Here is a 17,217-nt window from a genome sequence, read left to right on the forward strand (position 1 = left end):
ACAACATTCTTGGTTATAATATGCAGCAATTAATTTACTTTATTAGAAAATTTAGATACTTTCTGCTATTTATACTTTTAGAAACTGTAGCCTTTATTTTTATATTTCAACACCATTCTTTTCATAAAAGTAAATTTATTAATTCCGCAAATTTTATAACTGGAGGCGTATATAACACTCTAAATTCTGTAAATGATTTTTTTCACTTAAAAACTGAAAATCAACAATTAATAGAAGAAAATACTTTATTAAAAAATTTATTGAGTAAAAGTGATCTGGACTTAAATAAGGATAATTTTAAATTAAATGATTCTTCCAAGTATGGTCAAAAATTCGAATATTCTTTCGGTAAAATTATAAATAATAATTACACTAATAGAAACAATACATTAACTTTAAATAAGGGTACAAACCAAGGTGTTACTTCAGATTTAGGTGTAATAAATAGTAAAGGAATTATTGGTGTAACAAAAAGCACCTCTAATAACTACACTACAGTATTATCTATTCTAAACACAAAATCAATGATTAATGTTCGCTTAAAAAATAGTGATCATTTTGGTACATTAATTTGGAATGGAAAAGATTATAACATTTTACAACTTATCGATATTCCTAGACAAGCACAAATTAAAATTGGTGATACAATTATAACTGGTGGTAAATCTGCTATTTTCCCAGAAGGAATAAAAATAGGAACTGTTAGAAATTTTGAATTTGAAAACAATCAATATAAAAATATAAATATTTTATTATTTAATGATATGAGCGCAATAGGATACGTTCAAATTATTAAAAACCTAGAAAGAATTGAACAGCTAAATTTAGAAAGTAATACATTAAATGAATAATCTTGTCTTAAATAATTTAGTACGTTTTTTAATACTTATACTCCTCCAAGTTCTAGTTTTAAATCATATAAACCTACTTGGGTATCTAAACCCTATGGTATATATAGTTTGGATATTTTTATTTCCTATTAGAAAAAGTAAAACTTTATTTTTAATACTAAGCTTTTTATTAGGTTTAAGTATTGATTTTTTTTCAGATTCTGGAGGAATAAATGCCGCTGCCACGTTATTTATAGCTTTTATAAGACTCCCTATTCTAAAAATTGTACTTAAAAAAACAGATTTTGATTATTTATTATTTAATATTAGAACAATTTCTTTTAGCAAATCTTTACTGTTTATAAGTATTTTAACCTTTATACACCATTTTATTGTTTTTAGTTTAAGCTATTTTAACTTCAACTCATATTTAGCAATTATTTCTAACACAATTTTAACAAGTATTTTTACAATAATTATAAGTATTTTAGGTATTATATTATTTACAAAAAAGAAGTAAATGAAACGGTCTGGCTTATTATCCTTTTTAATTATATTTATAGCACTTGTGTTTATTGGTAGATTATTTTATTTACAAGTATTAAATAATTCCTATACTATTCCTGCCTTAAACAGCTCTGCCGTAAAAGTAACCTATGACTATCCTGAAAGAGGTTATATCTACGATAGAAATGGAACTTTATTAGTAGCCAATCAACTTTCTTATGATATTATGGTTATTCCTCGTGAAGTAAAACCATTAGACACTTTAGATTTCTGCTCTTTATTAAAAATAACAAAAGAAGATTTTATAAAAAAACTCGAAAGAGCTAAACACTATTCTACAAGAATTCCATCAACATTTTTAGCACAAGTCTCTAAAAATGATTACGCCTTTCTACAAGAAAAAATGTATAAGTTTAAAGGATTTTATATTATAAAAAGATCTCTTAGAGAGTATCCAATAAATTCAGCACCAAATGTATTAGGTTATATTAGTGAAGTAAATGAAAGGATGATAAAAAAGAATCCTTACTATCAACTTGGAGAATTAATTGGAACAGCAGGAGTAGAATCTACCTACGAAGAAGTGCTAAGAGGTACTAAAGGTGTAAAATATATACAAAGAGACCGATTTAACAAAGAAATCGGTTCGTATAAAAATGGAATGTATGATACACTTCCTGTTCCTGGAAATGATCTTACTTTAACACTTAGTAGTAAATTACAACAATACGGAGAAGCCTTAATGGCTAATAAACGTGGAGGAATTGTAGCAATTGAACCTTCATCTGGAGAAATTCTAGCATTGGTCTCCACTCCTACTTACAACCCAAATCTAATGGTTGGAAGAGAGCGCTCTAAAAACTTTACAAAACTATATCTAGATACCATAAGCAACCCACTACTAGACCGAGGACTTCAAGGAGAATATCCTCCAGGATCTCCATTTAAAATACTTACTGCCTTAGCTGCTCTACAAGAAGGTGTTATTACACCTACATCAACTATTAGGTGCGTTAATAATACGTTTCATTATGGAAATAGAACAATGGCCTGCCACTGTAATACATTTGGAAGTCCTTTAGCTTTAAACAAAGCCATTTACCGTTCTTGTAATAGCTATTTTTCGCTTGCCTATAAAAAAGTAATTGAAAAATATCCAACATCTTCAGAAGGAATGGATGCTTGGAGTAGACATATAAAAAGTTTTGGATTGGGAAACTATTTAAACAACGACTTATCTGTTGGACAAAAAGGTTTGGTACCTGACGGTAGCTTCTACGATAAATGGTATCCAAATAATAGATGGACAGCGACATATAATATATCAAATGCAATTGGACAAGGTGAAATTTTAACAACTCCTATCCAACTAGCAAATATGACTGCAGCAGTAGCAAATAGAGGCTTTTATTATATACCACATATTGTAAAAAAAATAAAAGATAAAAAAATAGATTCAAAATTTACAACTCCAATTAATACCACCATTAATAAAGAACATTTTGAACCAGTAATTGAAGGTCTTTTTAATGTATTTGAAAACGCACATGGAACAGCTAGAAGCTCTAGAGTTGAAGGAATAGAAATTTGTGGAAAAACAGGAACTGCTCAAAACCCACACGGTCAAGACCATTCAATATTTATAGCATTTGCACCTAAAGACAACCCTAAAATTGCCATTGCCGTTTTTGTTGAAAATGGATACTGGGGTTCTAGATGGGCAGGTCCTATAGCTAGCTTAATGATAGAAAAATATTTAAAAGGAGAAACAAGTAGACCTTATCTGGAAGAAAGAATGTATAATGGTAGTTTAGAAGAAGAATACAACAAACAACTACAATTAGAAACTAAAGAAATTGAGAAGTAGAAAAACAAACATATTTTTTGGAATTGATTGGGTATTAGTACTCCTATATTTTGTATTAATTTTTTTTGGTTGGATAAACATATATTCAGCTACAATTACTAATGATCAATATGATTTAATAAATTTTTCAACTGAATATGGAAAACAATTAATTTGGATAGGTTTAAGTTTCCCTATTATTCTTTTAATTTTACTTTTTGATGCCAAATTTTACGAAAAATACGCATCAATAATATATTTAATTAGTCTAGCTTCTTTACTTGGGCTTTTTATTCTTGGAAAAAACATTAATGGAGCTACATCTTGGTACGATTTTGGCGGATTCAGCCTTCAACCTTCTGAATTTGTTAAGGCCGCAACTGCACTAGCAATAGCAAAATTAGTGAGTGATAAGCAATTCAATCTAAAAAAATTCAATACTCAATTTCAAGCATTTCTAATTTTATTTTTTCCCGCTATACTAATTACATTACAACCTGATCCAGGTTCCGCATTAGTATACACAGCATTTATTTTTGTACTTTATAGAGAAGGACTACCTTTTTATTATATCACTGTCGGTTTTTTAACCTTAGTACTCTTTGTAATTACTTTATATTTGGGCTTTATAGATACATTACTTGGGTCGCTATTATTATTTGTAATAATTCTTATCTATTTTATCAAATACAGAAAAAAAGCTTTTAAAAGAGGATGGATTAAACTTTTAGGAGTGTATTTTATAAGTGCTTTTTTTATTTTTAGTGTAGACCTTGTATTTAACCACGTTTTTGAACAACGTCACCGAGATAGGTTTAATATCCTATTAGGTAAAACAACAGATACTAAAAATATAGGTTACAATACAAATCAATCTGTTACAACAATAGCGTCTGGCGGTTTAACCGGAAGGGGATTTTTAGAAGGTGAACGTACACAAGGAAATTTTGTACCAGAGAAACAAACCGATTATATTTTTACAATTGTTGGAGAAGAATGGGGATTTGTAGGTACAACAACTGTTATAATAGTATTTGTACTATTTTTATTAAGAATACTACAAGTTGCCGAACGGCAAAAATCAAAATTTAGTAGAGTATATGGTTATAGCATTGCCTCCATATTTTTCACTCACTTTACTATTAATATTGGTATGGTATTAGGAATTCTTCCTACAATTGGAATTCCACTACCCTTTTTCAGCTACGGAGGATCTGCGCTTTGGGGCTTTACTGTACTGCTCTTTCTTTTTATAAGATTAGATGCTAACAGATCTTACGAGTGGTAAAAACCATTGATAAATAAAGAAATATCTAAAAGATAATTTTCAACAAAACAAAAAACATAAAAAAAGCATCCTAAAAATTAGGATGCTTTTTTTATAAGTTTTAATCAAAGAATTATAAAGAAGCTACTTGCTTAGATAATTTAGATTTTAAATTACTAGCTTTATTCTTATGAATAATGTTTTTCTTAGCTAATTTATCTACCATTGCAACTACCTTAGGTAATAACTCTTCAGCCTCCTTTTTCTCAGTTACAGCACGTAAGTTTCTAACAGCATTACGAGTTGTTTTATGCTGATATTTGTTTCTTAATTGCTTAGCGCGATTACTTCTAATTCTTTTTAAAGCTGACTTATGATTTGCCATTATAAAATCTTTTTATTAAATTTTGTAGTCCGTAGGGGAATCGAACCCCTGTTACCAGGATGAAAACCTGGCGTCCTAACCCCTAGACGAACGGACCATTTTGTTTTTGCTTAATGACATTATTTCGTCATTGCGGATGCAAAAATACAACTATTTTTAACTTTACAAAACTTTTTTCAAAAAAATTAATAAGCTTTTGCAAATAAAACTCTTTGAACTGACTTTTTCCCAGTAAATACGCAGGCTCCAGCCTCTAATTTATTTTTTAAAGGAATACATCTAATTGTTGCTTTAGTTAATTCTTTAATCTTATCCTCTGTTTCTGTTGTTCCATCCCAGTGTGCAGATATAAATCCTCCTTTGGTTTCTATAGCTTCTTTAAACTCTTCAAAAGTATCAACCTCTGTTGTATGTGCTTCTCTATAAGAAACCGCTTTATTAAACAAATTATCTTGAATCTCTTCTAATAAATTTGAAACAAACGAAACTAAAGTATCTTGTGCTACCGTTTGTTTCTCTAAAGTATCTCTTCGAGCAACTTCTACAGTATTATTTTCTAAATCTCTTTTTCCAATTGCAATTCTTACAGGAACCCCTTTTAATTCATACTCCGCAAATTTTGCTCCTGGTCTATAAGTATCTCTAGTGTCGAATTTAACTGAGATACCTTTTTTTCTTAATTCTTTAACAAACACATCAACTTTAGCCGAAATAGCGTCTAATTGATCATCTCCTTTGTAAATTGGAACAATTACAACTTGTATTGGCGCTAATTTAGGAGGTAAAACCAAACCTAAATCATCTGAATGCGTCATTATCAAACCTCCTATTAAACGTGTTGAAACACCCCAAGAAGTAGCCCAAACGTACTCTTGTTTACCTTCTTTCGAAGTATATTTTACGTCAAATGCTTTCGCAAAATTTTGCCCTAAAAAATGAGAAGTCCCAGCTTGTAATGCTTTTCCGTCTTGCATTAAAGCTTCAATGGTATACGTTTCATCTGCACCAGCAAAACGTTCACTTTCAGATTTTGAACCTTGTATTACAGGCATTGCCATAAAATTCTCTGCAAAATCTGCATATACTTTTTGCATTTGCATCGCTTCTGACAATGCTTCTTTTTTAGTTGCATGAGCCGTATGCCCTTCTTGCCATAAAAACTCTGCCGTTCTTAAAAACAACCGCGTTCTCATTTCCCAACGAACAACATTTGCCCATTGATTAACTAATAACGGTAAATCTCTGTAAGACTGAATCCAACCTTTATATGTATTCCATATAATAGCTTCAGAAGTTGGTCGTACAACTAGTTCTTCTTCTAATTTTGCAGCAGGATCAACACGAAGTTTTCCAGGTTTTTCAGGATCGTTTTGCAGTCTATAATGTGTTACAATGGCACATTCTTTTGCAAAGCCTTCAGCGTTTTTTTCTTCTGCCTCAAACAAACTTTTTGGAACAAATAATGGAAAATAAGCATTTTCATGTCCTGTTTCCTTAAACATTTTATCCAACTCAGCTTGCATTTTTTCCCATATAGCATAGCCATAAGGTTTAATTACCATACAACCTCTAACTGCCGAATTTTCAGCTAAATCAGCTTTCACTACTAGCTCGTTGTACCATTTAGAATAATCTACTTCTCTCTTTGTTAAATTCTTACTCATAATCAAAAGTTTGGCATAAATATTGCATCTTTTTAAATAGAAAATGCTAATTTCGACAAAATTAGTTTTTTTTGAATAGTTAACAATAAAAAAACCGAATGATTATGACAGTTTCAAATATCTTAACCGAAAAAAGCTTTCGAATAGCACTTTCTTTTGTGTTGTTTGCTAGTTTATATTCTTGTGGTACTTATCAAAGTGTTTACAATAATGATGGAATTTATGGTCCGTACAATCAACAAGATGAAGCTGTTGTAGTAGTTGAAAAGTCTGAATTTGATAAAAATTATTTTACATATCAATTAGAAGAAATTCAGGACATTGGTGAAGAAGATGTTTTTACAGATATTGATGAGTATTACTATGATGATGAAACTTATGAAGAAGATGCTTCTAATTATTACGAACCATGGGAAAACACAGACAATATAACAATTAATGTTGACGCTGGTTATGGAAGTGCTGGTTACTATTGGCATAATCCGTTTTATTACAACTATTCTTATAGCTACTATCCTTATTATCATAATTACTACAGTCCGTGGAGAAATTACAATCCTTGGTTATATAATGATTATTATGCAAACTATTACTCTTATGGCTATTATAGTTATCCATATTATGGTGGATACTATTATTATCCTTTTAGATATAATAGATACAATAACTACTATTCATACAACAACAGATATATAAACAATAACTATAAAAAATATAATTCTTACGGGAAAAGAAGTTCTAGCAATTCAGTTTATAGAAATACAAACTCATCTAATAGTACTTTAAGTAAACGAACCACGGCTAATACATCGAGAAACACAAACAGTACAATTAGAAAAACAACAAGCACTACTAACAGAACAAACTCTGCAAGTAGAAATAGTAATGCTAATTCAAGTACTACTCAAAGAAGTACTTCAACAAGAAGTGTTATTAGTCCAACAAGAAAATCTTCTACAACTACAAGAAGTGTTATTAGTCCAACAAGACAGTCTTCTACAACTAAAAGAAGTTCTTCATACACTCCTTCTACAAGTAGATATTCAACTAATACAACTAGAAATAGCGTTATTAATTACACCCCTAAATCTATAAAAGGCACTGTTTCAGACTATAGTAAAGGTACTACTAAATCTACTAGAACAACTAGCACAACTAGATCTACTAAGAGCTATACACCAACAAGAACTAACTCTTCCAGCAATACAAATTACAATAGATCATCTAGTTCTTCTAGCTCAAATAATAGTACTTATTCTAGATCATCATCATCTTCTTCGTCAAGATCTTCTTCAACCTCATCTAGAAGTTCTTCCAGAAGAAATTAAATTTTAAAAAAAATTATTTATAATATTATGAAAAAATTATTTTTAGCAACAATGCTTTTCAGTATTGCCTACATTTCAAATGCTCAAACTTTAGGGTATAATGATATTGGTGTGTTATTTTCAAAAGAAACCATAAATGGAACAGCTAGATATAATGCAATGAGTGGTGCTTTTGGTGCGTTGGGAGGCGATTTGTCTGCTATTGAAACCAACCCAGCTGGTGCTGCAGTTTTTATAAATAGTGAATTTGCAACCTCTTTAAATTTTAACAACACTAAAACCGATGTTAATTTTTATGGAAATAATGAATTTTCAGAAAATGACATTACAAATTTATCACAAGCTGGTGGTGTATTTGTATTTAATAGTTACTCGAAAAACTCTGATTGGAAAAAAGTAGCTATTGGGTTTAATTACAGCACTGTAAACGATTTTGAAACACAATGGTTTGCTAAAGGAACTAGCGGATATGCTCCACTAACAGATATTTTTGACCCTGATGTTGTTTATTTTAATTCTGAAGGTCAATATTTTGAAAATTTTAGCAATGGTGAAAATAATAAATATACATTTACGTTTGCATCAGAATTAAAGAACAAATTATATTTAGGGGCTTCATTTAGCACCTACGACATTAATAATTCGCAAAAAAACTTATTAGAAGAATACAATAATGATGGTAGCGGAAATCTTTTAGATGCCTCATTATTACAAGAACTCCACACTTATGGAGAAGGGTTCTCTTTTAATTTTGGTGTAATAGCTAAAGCTACTGACAACTTAAGATTAGGTTTAGCTTACCAATCTCCTGTTTGGTACAACCTTTCTGAAGATTATTTATCGTATGATTTAATTACCTATATGAATGATAATATTGATGAATCTTATTATTCTGGATTTAACGCTTTTGATTATCAATTAAAAACACCTAGTAAATTAACCGGTAGTTTTGCCTATGTTTTTAACAAACAAGGCTTAATAAGTGTTGATTATATTTATAAAAATTATAGCAATATAAAATTAGAATCTGAAAATAATTTTGATTTTATTGAAGAAAATAAAATCTTTAATCAAAGTTTAGAAGCTACAGGAGAATTAAGAATGGGTACAGAATGGCGTTTTGACAGATTTTCTGTAAGAGGTGGGTACCATTTTGAACCAAGTCCTTATAAAAACGCCTTAGATTCAGAAAACAAAGAAGGGTTCTCTTTAGGTGCTGGTTATGCTTTTAAAGGTGGAAAAATTGATATCTCTTATCAAAAAGACAATTCTTATTACAGTCCTTATTTTGGATATTCTAATTATTCTAATGTTACAGACAACTTAATAGGTGATCCAAATTATAATGCTTCTACAATAGATGAAATAGAAAATTTCAATCTAAATATCGACACTTCTAAGCTCACAATAACCTTAGTATTAAATATTTAAATTTAATTACATATAACAATAAACGTCTCTGTAAAAAGAGGCGTTTTTTAATTTTACGCAATTACCTAAAATTGTTTTAGTACTTTTGCACAAATACTTAAAAAAATGGATACAGTTACCTTAAAAATTGAAAAAACTACAAACGATACTATACTTAAATTTACAGCAAATACAATTTTAATTAGTGGTAGTTATCAATTTAACAATATAGACGAAGCTAAAAACTCTCCTTTAGCACAACAATTATTTCATTTACCATTTATTAAACGTGTTTTAATTTCAGCAAATTTTATAGCATTAGAGCGTTTTTCAATTGTAGATTGGGCCGATGTTCAAGAAGAAGTTAAAGAACAAATAGAAAATTATTTAAATAGTCCTGGCGGAGTACTTGTTTTGGAAGAAACAGCTACTACAAAAAAAGTTCCTGTTGAAATATATTCTGAAGTAACACCAAACCCAAGTGTTTTAAAATTTGTTGCAAATAAAAAACTTGTAGCGTCTGACTTAGAATACAAAAATATTGAAGAAGCTAAAAATTCACCTTTAGCAACAGAACTATATAACTTTCCATTTGTAAAAGAAATATTTATTTCAGAAAATTATGTTTCAATTACAAAGTTTGATGTTGTTGAATGGAGTGAAATAACAAATGAAATTAGAAGTTTTATAAAAGAATTTGTTGCAAATGGTAAAACTATTGTAAACGAAAGCAAACAACCGACAACAAATAAACAAAATGAAAGTGTTCAACTAGAAGACTTAGACGACGTTTCTAAACAAATTATTGCAATTTTAGATGAACATATTAAACCTGCCGTTGCTGCCGATGGAGGTAATATTTTATTTCAATCGTACGAAGAAAACACTAAAACTGTAAATGTTATTTTACAAGGCGCTTGCAGTGGTTGCCCTTCTTCTACAATTACTTTAAAAAATGGTATTGAAAATATGTTAAAACAGTTAATTCCTGGACAAATAGAACAAGTTGTAGCTATAAATCAATAACCAATGGCAAATAAAATTAATCCTTACAAAGATTCCGACTTAGGTAAAAAGGAACAAGTTGCTCAAATGTTTGACACCATTTCTAATGAATATGATGGTTTAAACCGAGTTATTTCTTTTGGAATCGATATTAAATGGCGTGAAAAAGTTGTTAAAATAATTGGAGCTACTAATCCAGATAAAATATTAGATATAGCAACTGGAACTGGTGATTTAGCAATTAATTTAGCCGAAACAAGTGCTTCTAAAATAATTGGTTTAGATATTTCTGAAGGCATGTTAAATGTTGGGCGTAAAAAAATTGAAAAATTAGAGCTAAACAATCAAATTGAAATGGTTTTTGGAGACTCTGAAAATATTCCTTTTGAAACCGATTATTTTGATGCAATTACCGTTGCTTTTGGAGTTCGTAATTTTGAGAATTTAGAAAAAGGTCTATCTGAAATTTACCGTGTTTTAAAACCAAACGGAACTTTTGTTGTTTTAGAAACCTCTATTCCAACCAAAACACCTTACAAACAAGGCTATAAAATATACGCAAAATACATATTACCTCTTATAGGAAAACTATTTTCAAAAGATAAAACAGCATACAAATACTTATCTGATTCTGCAGCTGCTTTTCCTTACGGAAAAGCTTTCAACAATATTTTAGATAAAATTGGGTTTATAGATATTGAAAACAAACCACAAACATTTGGAGTGGCTTCAATTTATATAGCAAAGAAATAGTTTATGAAAAAAACGGCGCTGATATTTATTTTTATTTTTGGTATTACATCTTTATTTGCTCAAAAAAGAGATAAAGTTCTTTATAAACAAAATTGGGATAAACAAACCATATTTTGGGGATTTTACTTAGGTTTGAATCAAAAAGATTTCAAGATCTCATATCTAAATGAAGATACGTTTATTACTTCTAAACCTTCTTTAGGGTTTAATGTAGGATTAATTGGAGATTTAAGACTACATAAAAACATTAACCTTAGATTAGAACCTGGACTTTCTAGTAATACCAAAACATTACATTTTAGAAATGAAACTTTAATAACGCCACAAGATAGTATTAGAGAAGTAAATGCTACTTATCTAAGAGTTCCATTACTTTTAAAATTGAGTACAGACAGACTGTATAATATCCGCCCGTATTTAATTGGAGGAATTTCGTACGACTATAATTTTTCTAGCAACGAAGACAATCCTTTTGACAATAAGGATAATGAATTTCGAATGAAAAAACATAATTTTACATATGAAATTGGTGTTGGCGTAGATTTTTATCTTCCTTATTTTATATTTTCTCCGTCAATTAGAGGTGTTTTTGCCATAAATGATGAACTTGTTAGAGATATAGACTCTGAGAGTCCGTGGACTGGAAATGTAGATTATTTTGGAACTCGAGGAGTATTTTTAAAATTAGCTTTTCACTAATTCTCTCTCTTAAATTCACTTAATAAAATTGCCGTAGCAGTTGCTACATTTAAACTTTCGGTTTGTTGTAAACTTCCAAATCTTGGAATAGAAATAGCATTATCTAATAATTTTAAAATAGGAGTACTAATTCCATTTGCTTCATTCCCCATTACTAAAACAGCATCTTTAGGTAATGTAGTTTTATATACATTTTCACCATTCATTAACGTAGCATATTTAGCTTTATTAGTATTACTTAAATAATCTTTTAAATCTGTGTAAAAAACTCCAACTCTGGTTAAAGACCCCATTGAAGCTTGTACAACTTTAGCATTGTAACAATCTACAGTATCTTTAGAACATATAAGCTGATCTATACCAAACCAATCGCATAATCTAATTATTGTTCCTAAATTTCCAGGATCGTTAATTGCATCTAAAGCTAAAACCAAGCCTTCTTTTTCAATAAAATTAGAAACTGGTATTTTAAAAATGGCAATTACATTATTTGGCGTTGCCAAACTACTTGCTTTTTTTAAATCAGATTCAGAAATTACTGTTACATTTTCGTGGTTTGTAAAATCCGTATCATCAACACAAAACAAGTGTTCTAACTCAAATTTTGAACCCAAAAATTCATTTACCACCTTAATACCTTCAGCAATAAATAAATTTGTTGTTACTCTGTACTTTTTTTTACGTAAGCTCGTTATTAACTTTAGTTGATTTTTACTTAAACTCATTTATTTTTATATATAAAATACTAATTGGGTAATACTTCGAAAAGTTTTACATTTGAACAAATTTAAACTCTTATTTTTGAAAAACAATTTTATAATAATACTAATTTTAATAAGCGTAACTTTAAGTTTTTCATCGTGCAACACTTTAAAGTATGTTTCGGATGATGAATACTTGCTTACAAAAAATTCGGTTTATGTAAATACTAAAAAAAATGTTGACACAGAAATAACAGATTATATTGTACAACGCCCCAATCAATTGGTTTTAGGAATGCCCTTTCCACTTCATTTTTACAATATTGGAAATAAAAATTTTCAAACCGATTATGAACAATGGAAAATAGAACATCCAAATACTTCAAAATTTATAACAGCTATATTTTCTGAAAAACAAACAATAGGTTTACATAATTTTAAAAAAGGTTCACATCAATGGTTTTTAAACAATGGAGAAGCTCCAATAATTTTTGACAAAAAAAAAGCAACTCAAACCACTAACAACCTAATGTTACATTATTATAATGAAGGTTATTTTAATGCAAAAGTTAATTTTGAAGAAATAAAAAGCAAACGCAATAAAGTTGCTATAAATTACAATATAAGCACGGGTAAGCCATTCACATTAGACACCATAACTACAAATATAGCTTCTAAAGTTTTAGACTCTATTTACACAGCAAACAAGGGTAAATCTTTTTTAGAAAACGGAAAACAATTTAAATACACCCTCTTTTTTAAAGAACAAAACAGAATTAATGAACTCTTTAGAAATTCAGGAATTTATCGCTTTAATAAAAACGCAATATTAATAGAGGCAGATACTGCCAATTACAAATCTAATATTGACTTAATAATTAATGATAGTATTGCAAATGTGCCTTTTATAGTTCAAAAAATTAAAAATATAAATATTTATACAGACTATTCATACAACACAAAAGACGAACCTATTAAAGACAGCTTAAATTATAATGGCTATTTATTTTTATCACAAAAAAAACTTAAATACAATCCAAAATTACTTTTAGAAAGCATTTTTATAGAACCAAATACAATTTATAAAGATAAAACTAGAGAGTTAACACGTAAAAATTTAAGACGTTTAAATAATTTTAAAACTATAAATATAAAATATACAGAACTAGAAGATGATTATTTAGAAGCTTCCATTTATTTATCTCCTTTAAAAAAATACTCTATAGGTACAAGTACAGAACTTACGCGTTCGAACGTAAGGCGGTTTGGTATTTCAGAAAAAATTTCATTCTCTAATTTAAATGTTTTTAAAGGTGCTGAAATATTAAGATTTTCTGTACAAGGCTCTTTTTTAGACTCTAAAGATGCTGCTGATAACGATAATTTACTAAATGCTTGGGAAGTTGGTGCCGATATAAATCTAGAATTACCTCGATTTTTATTCCCATATAATTTCAAAAAAATTATCCCAAAAAGTATGGAGCCACAAACAATCTTTACTTTAGGTACAAGTCTGCAAAAAAACATTGGATTAGATAAACAAAAATTTACTGGTATAATTGATTACACTTGGAAATCTAGAACAACTAAAACACATAGTTTTGAATTGCTTAATGCACAATTTATAAAAAACTTAAATATTGAATCTTATTTTGATATTTACACTTCCGAATATGATGATTTAGTAGAAATACAAGAAAACTATTTTCCTGATGTTGAGTTAACCGAAAATTCAGCAATATCTTTTATCGAAAATTATATTGATGAAACATTTGAAACAACTTATGAAACTCAATATAAAACGGCCAAAAACATTGAAGCCCGGTATAATATAATTACTGAAGACGTTGTAATACCATCCATAGCATACACATTCACATACAATAATAGTGAAGATTATAAAGATACTGATTTCTCATTTTTTAAAGTTCGCTTAGCTTCATCTGGTAGTTTATTTACCAATATTTCAAATCAAAAAGATGAAAATAACGTAAAAACATTATTTAACACACCAATTGCCCAATATGCTAAAATAGATTTAGAATATAAAAAATTCTGGAATTTTTACTCGGAAAATGTACTTGCATTTAGAAGTTTTTTGGGTATTGCTGTACCTTACAACAATTCTAACTCTATACCATTTAGCAGAAGCTATTTTATTGGAGGCCCAAACGATTTAAGAGCTTGGAAAATTTACGATTTAGGTCCTGGATCCACAAAAACTGGTTTAGAATACAATATCGGAAACTTAAAATTTATTAGCAGTTTAGAATATAGATTTAAAATAATAAATAGCATTAAAGGTGCTTTATTTATTGATGCAGGAAACATTTGGGACATTACCGATTCTGATTTAACAGAATCAGACGCTAAATTCTCCGATTTTAATTCACTAAAAGATATTGCAATAGGCTCTGGATTTGGAATTCGATACGATTTAAGCTTTATTTTATTACGCTTAGATTTAGGTTTTAAAACTTACGAACCATACAACACAACGGACAATAAATGGTTTAAAAATTATAATTTCAAAAACAATGTCTATAATTTTGGAATTAGCTACCCTTTTTAACAAAAAAAACTATTTCGTTTTCGTTTTTTTTCAATTCTAAGCCTATTTAATAGGTAGAAATCCTTAATTTTGTTACAATCAAATTTAACACAATTAATATAACTATATTATTATGAGTCATACAATTAAACCCGGAGTTGCAACAGGAAGTGAAGTGCAAGAGATTTTTAAATTAGCAAAATCGAAAAATTTCGCTTTACCAGCTGTAAATGTTACAGGTTCTAACACAATTAACAGTGTTTTAGAAACTGCAAAAGAATTAAATTCACCAGTAATTATTCAATTTTCAAATGGTGGTGCACAATTTAACGCAGGTAAAGGATTGTCTAATGAAAATCAAAAAGCAGCTATTGCTGGTGGTGTTGCAGGAGCAAAACACATACACACTTTAGCAGAAGCTTATGGAGTACCTGTAATTTTACATACAGACCACTGTGCTAAAAAATTATTACCTTGGATAGATGGATTATTAGATGCAGGTGAACAATTTTTTAAAGAAACTGGAAAACCTTTATTTAGTTCTCATATGATTGATTTATCTGAAGAACCTTTAGAAGAAAATATTGATATTTGTAAAACCTACTTAGCACGTATGGCTAAAATGGGAATGACTTTAGAAATTGAATTAGGTATTACAGGAGGAGAAGAAGATGGTGTAGATAATTCAGATGTAGATGCATCAAAATTATACACACAACCTGAAGAAGTTGCTTATGCATACGATGAACTTAAAAAAGTAAGCGATAACTTTACAATTGCTGCATCTTTTGGAAATGTTCACGGTGTTTATAAACCAGGAAACGTTAAATTAACTCCAAAAATCTTAGATAATTCACAAAAATATATTGAAGAGAAAAATGGAACACAACCAAACCCTGTAGATTTTGTATTCCACGGAGGTTCTGGTTCTTCATTAGAAGAAATTAGAGAAGCAATTGGTTATGGTGTTATTAAAATGAACATTGACACTGACCTTCAATTTGCTTTTACTGAAGGAATTAGAGATTATATGAATGATAAAATTGACTATTTAAGAACACAAATAGGAAATCCTGAAGGAGCAGATCAACCAAACAAAAAATACTACGATCCACGTGGTTGGTTACGTAAAGGTGAAGAAACTTTTAAAGCACGCTTAATCCAAGCTTTTAAAGATTTAAACTGTGTTGATACCTTATAAAATATAGGTTAACGCCATAAATATTTAAAGAGAACATATTTTTATATGTTCTCTTTATTTTTTTTTAGTAATTTGCAACACTATTTCTCAACATAAAACAATATACAATATGTCATCTTGGTTTAAAAGAAAAGATAAGGGGATTCAAACAGCAACAGAAGATAAAAAAGATGTGCCTAAAGGATTATGGTACAAAACGCCTAGCGGGAAAGTTGTTGATACAGATGAATTAAAAGAAAATTATTATGTAAGCCCAGAAGATGGCTATCACGTAAGAATTGGAAGTGAAGAATATTTTGAAATTCTTTTTGATGATAATAAATTCAAAGAATTTGATAAAAACATGGTTTCGAAAGATCCATTAAAATTTACTGATACTAAAAAATATACAGAACGCTTGAAACAAGCTTACGAAAAAACAAAACTTAAAGACGCTGTTAGAACTGCAGTTGGAAAATCTCTAGGAAAAGATTTAGTAGTAGCTGCAATGGATTTTGCTTTTATAGGGGGTTCAATGGGAAGTGTTGTTGGAGAAAAGATATCACGAGCTATCGACTATTCAATCAAAAATAAAGTTCCTTTTTTAATGATTTCTAAATCTGGAGGAGCAAGAATGATGGAAGCATCCTACTCGTTAATGCAATTAATAAAAACCTCTGCAAAATTAGCACAATTAGCAGAAGCAAAAATACCATACATATCTTTATGTACAGACCCAACAACTGGTGGAACTACTGCTTCTTATGCAATGTTAGGAGATGTAAACTTTGCTGAACCTAATGCTTTAGTTGCTTTTGCTGGACCTAGAGTAGTAAAAGATACTACTGGAAAAGATTTACCTCCAGGATTTCAAAAAGCAGAATTTGTACTAGAACACGGTTTTTTAGATAAAATTATTGAACGTAAAAATTTAAAAAAACAAGTAAACCTTTATATTGATTTAGTTGAAAATTTACCTATTAGAAACTAATTGAATTAAAAGTTAACTAATATTCACTCAAATAATTAATATTCAAAATAATAATAGTATCTTTGCCGACTATTAGCTGCATAGTGCAGTATTAATACAT

The 17,217-nt window shown here is 29.2% G+C and carries 15 protein-coding genes and 1 tRNA gene; 12 read left to right on the forward strand and 4 right to left on the reverse strand.

The window, feature by feature from the left end; all coding sequences use genetic code 11:
• Positions 1–20: 20 nt before the first annotated feature.
• Genes mreC through rodA form a run of 4 tightly spaced genes read left to right on the forward strand, consistent with a single transcriptional unit; the run spans position 21 to position 4,471 of the window.
• Positions 21–851, forward strand: a complete 831-nt coding sequence (gene mreC, locus MHL31_RS07730; RefSeq protein ID WP_240228614.1) for a rod shape-determining protein MreC — start codon at positions 21–23, stop codon at positions 849–851.
• Entirely contained in the window at positions 844–1,350 is a 507-nt protein-coding gene (mreD, locus tag MHL31_RS07735; protein ID WP_240228616.1) for a rod shape-determining protein MreD, read from the forward strand. Before mreC ends, mreD begins: the two co-directional genes overlap by 8 nt.
• Complete coding sequence (mrdA, locus tag MHL31_RS07740; RefSeq protein ID WP_240228618.1) at positions 1,351–3,204, forward strand: penicillin-binding protein 2; 1,854 nt, start codon at positions 1,351–1,353, stop codon at positions 3,202–3,204.
• Positions 3,194–4,471, forward strand: a complete 1,278-nt coding sequence (gene rodA, locus MHL31_RS07745) for a rod shape-determining protein RodA (protein ID WP_240228620.1) — start codon at positions 3,194–3,196, stop codon at positions 4,469–4,471. The genes mrdA and rodA overlap by 11 nt, the downstream gene beginning before the upstream one ends.
• A gap of 112 nt (positions 4,472–4,583) precedes the next feature.
• Here rodA and rpsT read toward each other — a convergent pair whose 3' ends face one another.
• The 3 genes from rpsT to proS all read right to left on the reverse strand — a co-directional run bounded on the left by rpsT (position 4,584) and on the right by proS (position 6,499).
• Positions 4,584–4,835: a 30S ribosomal protein S20 gene (gene rpsT / locus MHL31_RS07750; protein ID WP_240228622.1), complete on the reverse strand. Its 252-nt coding sequence runs from the start codon at positions 4,833–4,835 to the stop codon at positions 4,584–4,586.
• A 25-nt stretch (positions 4,836–4,860) separates the two neighbouring features.
• Positions 4,861–4,932: transfer RNA gene (locus tag MHL31_RS07755), tRNA-Glu, on the reverse strand.
• Positions 4,933–5,020: 88 nt separating this feature from the next.
• Positions 5,021–6,499, reverse strand: coding sequence for a proline--tRNA ligase (gene proS, locus MHL31_RS07760; protein ID WP_240228623.1), 1,479 nt, complete (start codon positions 6,497–6,499; stop codon positions 5,021–5,023).
• Between the two features lie 104 nt (positions 6,500–6,603).
• Here proS and MHL31_RS07765 point away from each other — a divergent pair, with 104 nt between their 5' ends.
• The 5 genes from MHL31_RS07765 (at position 6,604) to MHL31_RS07785 (ending at position 11,694) form a co-directional block, all read left to right on the forward strand.
• Positions 6,604–7,827, forward strand: a complete 1,224-nt coding sequence (locus MHL31_RS07765; RefSeq protein ID WP_240228625.1) for a hypothetical protein — start codon at positions 6,604–6,606, stop codon at positions 7,825–7,827.
• 27 nt (positions 7,828–7,854) lie between these two features.
• Entirely contained in the window at positions 7,855–9,258 is a 1,404-nt protein-coding gene (locus tag MHL31_RS07770; protein WP_240228626.1) for an OmpP1/FadL family transporter, read from the forward strand.
• Between the two features lie 105 nt (positions 9,259–9,363).
• Entirely contained in the window at positions 9,364–10,263 is a 900-nt protein-coding gene (locus MHL31_RS07775) for a NifU family protein (RefSeq protein ID WP_240228627.1), read from the forward strand.
• A 3-nt stretch (positions 10,264–10,266) separates the two neighbouring features.
• Entirely contained in the window at positions 10,267–10,995 is a 729-nt protein-coding gene (gene ubiE / locus MHL31_RS07780) for a bifunctional demethylmenaquinone methyltransferase/2-methoxy-6-polyprenyl-1,4-benzoquinol methylase UbiE (protein ID WP_240228628.1), read from the forward strand.
• 3 nt (positions 10,996–10,998) lie between these two features.
• Positions 10,999–11,694 (forward strand): porin family protein, encoded by a 696-nt coding sequence (locus MHL31_RS07785; RefSeq protein WP_240228629.1) that lies wholly within the window; start codon positions 10,999–11,001, stop codon positions 11,692–11,694.
• Here MHL31_RS07785 and MHL31_RS07790 read toward each other — a convergent pair.
• On the reverse strand, positions 11,691–12,419 hold the full coding sequence (locus tag MHL31_RS07790; RefSeq protein ID WP_240228630.1) for an RNA methyltransferase: 729 nt from the start codon (positions 12,417–12,419) through the stop codon (positions 11,691–11,693). The two genes, MHL31_RS07785 and MHL31_RS07790, sit on opposite strands and share 4 nt — an antisense overlap.
• Before the next feature lie 76 nt (positions 12,420–12,495).
• On the opposite strand from MHL31_RS07790, the gene MHL31_RS07795 reads away from it, so the two are divergent.
• From MHL31_RS07795 to accD, 3 genes are all read left to right on the forward strand, one after another.
• The gene (locus tag MHL31_RS07795; protein ID WP_240228631.1) at positions 12,496–14,967 is read left to right on the forward strand and encodes a BamA/TamA family outer membrane protein; all 2,472 of its coding nucleotides are present in this window, start codon (positions 12,496–12,498) and stop codon (positions 14,965–14,967) included.
• Positions 14,968–15,079: 112 nt separating this feature from the next.
• Positions 15,080–16,147 (forward strand): class II fructose-bisphosphate aldolase, encoded by a 1,068-nt coding sequence (gene fbaA / locus MHL31_RS07800; RefSeq protein WP_240228632.1) that lies wholly within the window; start codon positions 15,080–15,082, stop codon positions 16,145–16,147.
• A gap of 109 nt (positions 16,148–16,256) precedes the next feature.
• Positions 16,257–17,117, forward strand: coding sequence for an acetyl-CoA carboxylase, carboxyltransferase subunit beta (gene accD, locus MHL31_RS07805; RefSeq protein ID WP_240228633.1), 861 nt, complete (start codon positions 16,257–16,259; stop codon positions 17,115–17,117).
• The last annotated feature ends 100 nt before the right edge of the window (positions 17,118–17,217 follow it).

Source organism: Lutibacter sp. A80, from assembly GCF_022429645.1.
Classification (GTDB): domain Bacteria; phylum Bacteroidota; class Bacteroidia; order Flavobacteriales; family Flavobacteriaceae; genus Lutibacter.

Excerpts from the sequence above, each read along its gene's own strand:
- mreC (WP_240228614.1), top strand. The coding sequence starts at position 21 with ATGCAGCAATTAATTTACTTTATTAGAAAATTTAGATACTTTCTGCTA.
- mreD (WP_240228616.1), top strand. The coding sequence starts at position 844 with ATGAATAATCTTGTCTTAAATAATTTAGTACGTTTTTTAATACTTATA.
- mrdA (WP_240228618.1), top strand. The coding sequence starts at position 1,351 with ATGAAACGGTCTGGCTTATTATCCTTTTTAATTATATTTATAGCACTT.
- rpsT (WP_240228622.1), bottom strand. The coding sequence starts at position 4,835 with ATGGCAAATCATAAGTCAGCTTTAAAAAGAATTAGAAGTAATCGCGCT.
- proS (WP_240228623.1), bottom strand. The coding sequence starts at position 6,499 with ATGAGTAAGAATTTAACAAAGAGAGAAGTAGATTATTCTAAATGGTAC.
- MHL31_RS07765 (WP_240228625.1), top strand. The coding sequence starts at position 6,604 with ATGACAGTTTCAAATATCTTAACCGAAAAAAGCTTTCGAATAGCACTT.
- MHL31_RS07770 (WP_240228626.1), top strand. The coding sequence starts at position 7,855 with ATGAAAAAATTATTTTTAGCAACAATGCTTTTCAGTATTGCCTACATT.
- MHL31_RS07775 (WP_240228627.1), top strand. The coding sequence starts at position 9,364 with ATGGATACAGTTACCTTAAAAATTGAAAAAACTACAAACGATACTATA.
- ubiE (WP_240228628.1), top strand. The coding sequence starts at position 10,267 with ATGGCAAATAAAATTAATCCTTACAAAGATTCCGACTTAGGTAAAAAG.
- MHL31_RS07785 (WP_240228629.1), top strand. The coding sequence starts at position 10,999 with ATGAAAAAAACGGCGCTGATATTTATTTTTATTTTTGGTATTACATCT.
- MHL31_RS07790 (WP_240228630.1), bottom strand. The coding sequence starts at position 12,419 with ATGAGTTTAAGTAAAAATCAACTAAAGTTAATAACGAGCTTACGTAAA.
- fbaA (WP_240228632.1), top strand. The coding sequence starts at position 15,080 with ATGAGTCATACAATTAAACCCGGAGTTGCAACAGGAAGTGAAGTGCAA.
- accD (WP_240228633.1), top strand. The coding sequence starts at position 16,257 with ATGTCATCTTGGTTTAAAAGAAAAGATAAGGGGATTCAAACAGCAACA.